General features: G+C 43.8%; 6 protein-coding genes. 2 read left to right on the plus strand and 4 right to left on the minus strand.

The genetic code is table 11. The annotated features are described in order from the left end of the window. The 3 genes from pgk to tkt all read right to left on the minus strand — a co-directional run. On the minus strand, positions 1–174 hold a 174-nt coding region (gene pgk, locus CXF82_RS10535; protein ID WP_102044167.1), incomplete at its 3' end, for a phosphoglycerate kinase. Between the two features lie 107 nt (positions 175–281). Next, positions 282–1,310, minus strand: coding sequence for an erythrose-4-phosphate dehydrogenase (gene epd, locus CXF82_RS10540; RefSeq protein ID WP_101091725.1), 1,029 nt, complete (start codon positions 1,308–1,310; stop codon positions 282–284). 163 nt (positions 1,311–1,473) lie between these two features. Continuing rightward, a complete protein-coding gene (tkt, locus tag CXF82_RS10545) occupies positions 1,474–3,465 on the minus strand; it encodes a transketolase (protein ID WP_101091724.1) in 1,992 nt (663 codons plus the stop codon). A gap of 518 nt (positions 3,466–3,983) precedes the next feature. Between tkt and metK the strand changes: the two genes are divergently transcribed. Beyond that, positions 3,984–5,138, plus strand: a complete 1,155-nt coding sequence (gene metK / locus CXF82_RS10550) for a methionine adenosyltransferase (RefSeq protein WP_102038444.1) — start codon at positions 3,984–3,986, stop codon at positions 5,136–5,138. Between the two features lie 452 nt (positions 5,139–5,590). Next, positions 5,591–6,028 (plus strand): GNAT family N-acetyltransferase, encoded by a 438-nt coding sequence (locus CXF82_RS10555; protein ID WP_102044168.1) that lies wholly within the window; start codon positions 5,591–5,593, stop codon positions 6,026–6,028. Positions 6,029–6,504: 476 nt separating this feature from the next. On the opposite strand, the gene CXF82_RS10560 is transcribed toward CXF82_RS10555, so the two are convergent. Next, positions 6,505–6,909, minus strand: coding sequence for a GNAT family N-acetyltransferase (locus CXF82_RS10560; RefSeq protein WP_102038446.1), 405 nt, complete (start codon positions 6,907–6,909; stop codon positions 6,505–6,507). Positions 6,910–7,109: the final 200 nt, after the last annotated feature.

Raw genomic sequence — 7,109 nt, forward strand, 5'->3', positions numbered from 1 at the left:
AGACATCACCATCACAGCAGCACCCTTTTCAAGCGCAAGCTTAATGGTTGGCAGCGATGCACGTAGACGCGCATCACTTGTTACCACACCGTCACTTACAGGCACGTTGAGATCTTCACGAATAAGCACACGCTTACCTTGAAGGTCTATGTCTTGCATATTAAGAATCGCCATTTCATGCTTCCTTACGATTTAAGTTAAAGTTAAAAATTAAAGTAAAAACAAAACTGGATGTTGACGACGCGGGACGGAACACCGAGTCAGCAAACAAATATCTTAGCCTAAACGTTTTTTGCAGCACGTACTGCGCTGATCATCTCTAAACTGGTATCGAGCATGCGATTAGCAAAGCCCCATTCGTTATCACACCAAAGTAATAACTTCACCAGATGACCATCGCTAACGCGAGTTTGCGTACCATCGACAATGCTTGAACGTGGGTCATGGTTAAAATCACACGACACTAATGGTTCATTAGTGTAGCCAACAACCCCAGAGTACGAACCTTCGGTAGCCTGTTTAAGTACCTTGTTAACTTGTTCGATATCGACGCGCTTATTGAGCGTAACGGAAAGGTCGATAGCGGTAACATTAATGGTTGGAACACGTACTGAGATGGCTTCAAACTTATTTTTCATGTGAGGCAAGATGCGCTCAATACCACGGGCCAATTTAGTATCGACGGGAATAATCGATTGTCCGGCGGCGCGGGTTCGACGCAGATCATCATGATAAGCATCGATCACTTGTTGATCATTCATCGCTGAGTGGATAGTGGTAATAGCCCCACTTTTTACTTGAAAATGTTTATCGAGTACATCAATCACTGGCACAATACAATTGGTGGTGCAGGAAGCGTTCGATACTATGGTATGTTCAGCTCTTAGCAGATCATGATTCACGCCATAGACAATGGTGGCATCCACATCACTTGATGATGGGTTGCTAATAAGGACTTGTCTCGCACCCGCTTTAATGTGCGCCTCGCAAGCTTGCCTGTCGTTAATCACTCCGGTAGCTTCAAACACAATATCAATGCCCATCTCTTGCCAAGGCAAGTTTTCAGGGTTGGGTTCATGTAACAGCTTAATAGCATCATCACCAATGATCATATGTTGATCATGTAATTTAACTTGGGTGTGAAAACGTCCATGGGTAGTGTCGTACTGGGTTAAGTGCAGCATCGCTTCAGGCTTTGCCAACTCATTAATCGCCACGATTTGAATTCGATCGCGTTTTTCAGACTCGTAGACCGCACGAAGAATTGAACGCCCGATACGGCCGTAACCATTAATAGCGACTCTTATCATTAACTATTTTACCTTTGTTACTGGCTGATTTCTTGATACAACAACGGCCTACCGCAATTGGTAAGCCGTAGTATCATAGAGCATCAATAGACGCAATCGACAAACTAACCTAATGGCTAGTTTGCCTGTGCATCATTAGCTTTATTGCTAAAGCTAAAGCAAATTATAGACCGTTAACGGTTGCTACAACATTCTCTACTGTAAAGCCGAAGTGCTTCAGCAAGTCTCCACCAGGGGCAGACTCACCAAAGGTTGTCATACCAACAATAGCGCCGTTGAAACCAACATACTTATGCCAGAAATCAACGTGAGCGGCTTCAATAGCCACACGCTTAGTCACGCTGCTTGGCAATACTGACTCTTTATAAGCAGCATCTTGCTTGTCGAACTCGTTAGTCGAAGGCATAGAAACAACACGTACTTTCTGACCTTGTTCTGTAAGCGCCGCAGCTGAATCCATTGCTAACTGAACTTCGCTGCCGGTAGCAATAAGGATTAAGTCTGGCGTACCAGCACAATCACTCAGTACATAACCACCTTTAGCCACGTTAGCTAATTGCTCAGCGCTGCGTGCTTGTGCTTTCAGACCTTGGCGACTAAAGATGAGTGATGTTGGAGCATCACGACGCTCAATAGCACTCTTCCAAGAGACAGCTGTTTCTGCTGCATCACATGGACGCCATACCGTCATGTTAGGTGTCATACGCAAGTTAGCAAGTTGCTCAACTGGCTGATGAGTTGGACCATCTTCACCTTGACCGATAGAGTCATGGGTATAAACGAAGATGTTCTGAATGCCCATCAAGGCAGACATACGGACTGCGTTACGTGCATATTCCATAAACATCATGAACGTAGCGCCGTAGTTGATGAAACCACCATGCAGTGATGCACCATTCATAATGCCGCTCATACCGAATTCACGTACACCGTAGTAGATGTAGTTACCGGCTGCATCGTCTTGAATACCTTTAGAACCAGACCATAGCGTTAAGTTAGAACCGGCAAGGTCAGCAGAGCCGCCAAGTAGTTCAGGTAACATAGCACCGAAAAAGCCAATCGCGTTTTGTGATGCTTTACGGCTGGCAATGCCTTCCGCTTTATCTTGAGACTCTTGAATAAAGGCGTTTGCCTTTTCTTCAAATTCTGCAGGAAGTTCGCCCGTGATAACACGACGCTTATATTCAGCAGCTAGCTCAGGGAAAGCAGCAGTATAAGCTGCAAACTTCTCGTTCCAGCTTGCTTCGTTTGAAGCGCCAGAATCTTTAGCATCCCAACCTTCATAAACGGTTTCAGGAATTTCAAATGCAGCGTGATCCCAACCAAGGAACTCACGTGCAGCTGCAATTTCAGCGTCACCCAGTGGTGCACCGTGGCAGTCATGGCTGCCAGATTTGTTTGGCGAACCAAAACCGATGGTGGTTTTGCAACAGATCATTGTTGGCTTGTCAGTGACAGCCTTAGCAGCTTCGATTGCCGCGCGGATAGCATTGCTATCGTGGCCATCTACGTCAGCAATAACATGCCAGCCGTAAGCTTCGAAACGCTTAGGTGTATCATCGGTAAACCAACCTTCAACATGGCCATCAATAGAGATACCGTTGTCATCCCAGAAAGCCACAAGCTTACCAAGACCTAACGTACCTGCTAATGAACATGCTTCATGAGAGATACCTTCCATCAAACAACCATCACCTAAGAAGCAGTATGTGAAGTGATCAACAATATCGTGACCTGGCTGGTTGAACTGTGCAGCCAATGTCTTTTCAGCAATCGCCATACCAACCGCGTTACTAATACCAGCGCCTAATGGGCCAGTCGTTGTTTCAACACCTGGAGTGTAACCATATTCAGGGTGACCCGGTGTTTTAGAATGCAACTGACGGAAGTTTTTCAACTCTTCAATTGGCAATGCGTAACCCGTAAGGTGCAGCAAAGAGTATATAAGCATAGAGCCATGACCATTTGATAATACAAAACGGTCACGATCAACCCACTCAGGGTTGTTTGGGTTGTGCTTAAGGAAATCATTCCATAGCACTTCAGCGATGTCAGCCATCCCCATTGGTGCACCTGGGTGACCAGAATTGGCTTTTTGAACGGCATCCATGGTTAATGCACGGATTGCGTTAGCGAGTTCTTTACGAGATGACATGCTCTCTCCTGCGTAGTGTTGGGGTATTGAGGCTTAGATCTAGCGAAGGAGGCAGCAACTTTGGTATTTGCTTTACCTTCACTACAGCAAAATTTGGAGCCATATTTTCGCCTACTAGACTGTAGGACGCAAATTTAATTCGCCCAGAATGAAAAAATCGATACATATTAGCCAATAGCGATGACAAGCTAACCATATTTAACAACACGTTAACCCACCTTTAGTGCACTAAATCTTAGTTAAAATAAGATATTTATCTATTTGCTAGCGAACCCAAGGTGCATTGATCATTTTTTTATCAGAACAAGTACCAAAATAACACCGCTAACAACAACTTTATCAGCAACTTATACAAACTTAAGCTTATTAACCATGTATTTATTAAGGACATAATAGCGTGGATTACTGCACAAAATTAACTGAAAGGGGGTGTCTTCTTTTTTGTTTTCCACTAAGATAGCCGTCTAGATGTAGATACTTCTACACATTCAAATTGTATAAAGACGAGATTTTCCATCATGGCAAAGCACTTGTTCACCTCTGAGTCTGTCTCAGAAGGTCATCCAGATAAAATCGCCGATCAGATTTCTGATGCGGTATTAGACGCAATTTTGGAGCAAGATCCAAAAGCACGCGTAGCATGCGAAACTTATGTCAAAACTGGCATGGTTATGGTTGGCGGTGAAGTGACTACTTCAGCCTGGGTTGATATCGAAGAGATCACCCGTAAGACCGTACGTGAAATCGGTTATACCCATTCTGATATGGGTTTTGACGCCGACTCTTGCGCTATATTAAATGTCATTGGTAAGCAGTCTCCAGACATTAACCAAGGTGTTGATCGCGCAGACCCTAAAGAACAGGGTGCCGGTGACCAAGGTCTTATGTTTGGTTATGCCAACAACGAAACTGACGTACTTATGCCTGCGCCGATCACGTATGCACACAAGCTCGTGAAACGTCAGTCTGAAGTACGTAAAGACAAGACGCTTTCGTGGTTACGTCCTGATGCGAAAAGCCAAGTGACTTTTGCTTATAACAGTGATGGCAGCATCCATGGTATCGACGCCGTTGTGCTTTCTACACAGCATAGCGAAGACGTCAACCAAGCCGATCTCATTGAAGGCGTAATGGAAACCATCATCAAGCCAATACTACCGGCTAAGTGGTTATCTAAAGACACTAAGTACTTCATCAACCCAACTGGCCGTTTTGTTATCGGTGGTCCAGTAGGTGATTGTGGTCTAACCGGTCGTAAGATCATCGTTGATACTTATGGCGGCATGGCTCGTCACGGTGGTGGTGCTTTCTCAGGTAAAGACCCATCAAAAGTTGACCGCAGTGCAGCATACGCAGCACGTTACGTTGCAAAGAACATTGTTGCAGCCGGTCTTGCTGATCGTTGTGAGCTACAAGTGTCTTATGCCATTGGTGTTGCAGAGCCAACATCAATCAGCATCGAAACATTCGGCACTGCTAAAGTGGCTGAAGAGTTATTGATTGATCTAGTACGTCGTCACTTCGACCTACGTCCATATGGCTTAACAGAGATGTTAAACCTAGCCCGCCCAATCTACCTTGCGACGGCAGCATATGGCCACTTTGGTCGTGAAGAGTTCCCTTGGGAAGCGACAGACAAAGCTGAAGCACTACGCGCTGACGCAGGTCTTTAATCTTCACTGATTAATTCGGCAAGCTTGCAATTAAAACCGCCTACCGGCGGTTTTTTTATGTCTGGAACATTTATGAAGATTTGCCATGGATGGTAAAAAATCTTCGTTATGTCTGGAACATTTATGAAGATTTGCCATGGACGGTAAAAAACCTTCGTTATGTCTGGAACATTTATGAAGATTTGCCATGGATGGTAAAAAAATGCTGTGTGTCACAATGTTGCTTTGTAGGTATCATGAGCAGATTGATACTATTACGCAAGACGCCATAAACTCATCCTTGAGGGCTTAACCGCAGCATCTGCCGTGTAGGACATACCAATGCAACGCAGACATGGATGTCTTAGAGTTGCCCTGCTGCAGACACTTGCTCCATATGTATCAACCTTCTCACTATTTACATTCAGAGTTCATAGGCAACTATTATTACATCACAGGAAAAGGTATCAATAGTGGAATTGACTTGGGTCGACGCAAGCCAGCGCAATGAGGTGAAGAAGTTCTATCGCCAACATATGCCTTATGCACGGCTGTTACAGAAAGAGTCTGTTTGCGTGTTAAGCCAAACCGATCCTAATCTTGATAGTTTGGGTGAGATTATTGCCGCTGCACGTATTCGGCCAATTGGTCAGTTAGCTATTTTAACTGGCATGTTAGTGCACCCAGAATTTCGTGGCCAAGGTATTGGGCATCAGCTAATGCAGCAACTTGAATCTACTCTCTGTGATGGTAATACATATATTTTTGCACTCGCCCCGCTTGAACAATTTTATGCCCAACATGGATTTAGCGTCATTGAGACAGCGCCCAATGATATAGCGCAGTTGTTTTTGAAGTATCAGAGGGATGGCGATAGGTTAGTGTTAATGGGATTAACACCTTCTATCTGAGGTTCACTGAGGCCTAACGGCCTAGTTAAATTGTTGTGCTTCGCTCAACAAAACTGTATCAAGCTCTATCTACTAACTGAAAGGTAACTCCGGCAGCATTGATTCCAATGACCTGCGGTCAGCGCATGTGCAGCTACTGCTGAGGCACGCAGCAACTCTCAATAAAAGAAAGGGTCCATGTAACCTCAACGAAAACATCTGACCTCCATGGACGGAGGGAATGCCAAATTCTGTATGGAACAGAATTGGCCATGTCATGGACGGTCATTGCCGCATCTACACTGGGTTAGAAAAGCACAATCGTCTAGCATCAGAGTTACTAATTATAAAAGTTTAACCTGACCCCATTTATCCAGGATATACGGTAACGGCCACTTAAGCGGACAGAAATAGTTGGCTAAAATAGTGTAGCGAAGCGAAACATAGCCAACTATTGATGTTCCGTTTAAAGTTCTTGCTATATGCTTTTTAGTGCACTACAAAGCTACTTCCATTTTAAAATATGCAACATCAGCTTTATAAAAACGATCACTGCACTTATACATTTCAAAACGCTCATAAAACCCTAAAGCAGATTCTCTAGCGTCACACCAAAAAACTTTCGCCTGAGTGTTTTTTAGATCACGAATGATAAAATCTAACATTTTAGAACCGATACCTTGGTTTTGAAAGCAAGCATCGGTAGCAAATTTTCTTAAGCGAGCTTTTTCTGCTTTTAGATAAATAGAAGCAACACAAATAAGCTCATTATTGATGAATGCACCAAAATGAATACCTTCCTCATCACCATCAACCTTACAAAATTCAGGCGGCTCATTTGGCCATAAAACTTTATGACGAAGAGGAATAGTCTCTTTCCACTGAATACTTCTAATTTCCATATGTTTAACGAAACCTCCAGTGGTATATAACGCCCTGTTAAGGGGCAAAATTTAGTAGGCTAAAATGTTGAGGAACGAAAAACAGCCAACTGCATTTTGTCCTTATTAATTAGCTTGTTAGCTTACTTTTTAATCCTGACTTTCCATAAATGGTGACTCAATATAATACTTGTATAACCCATATACAAAACTACCAACAT

The sequence above is a fragment of the Shewanella sp. GutDb-MelDb genome (assembly GCF_002836075.1).
Taxonomy (GTDB): domain Bacteria; phylum Pseudomonadota; class Gammaproteobacteria; order Enterobacterales; family Shewanellaceae; genus Shewanella.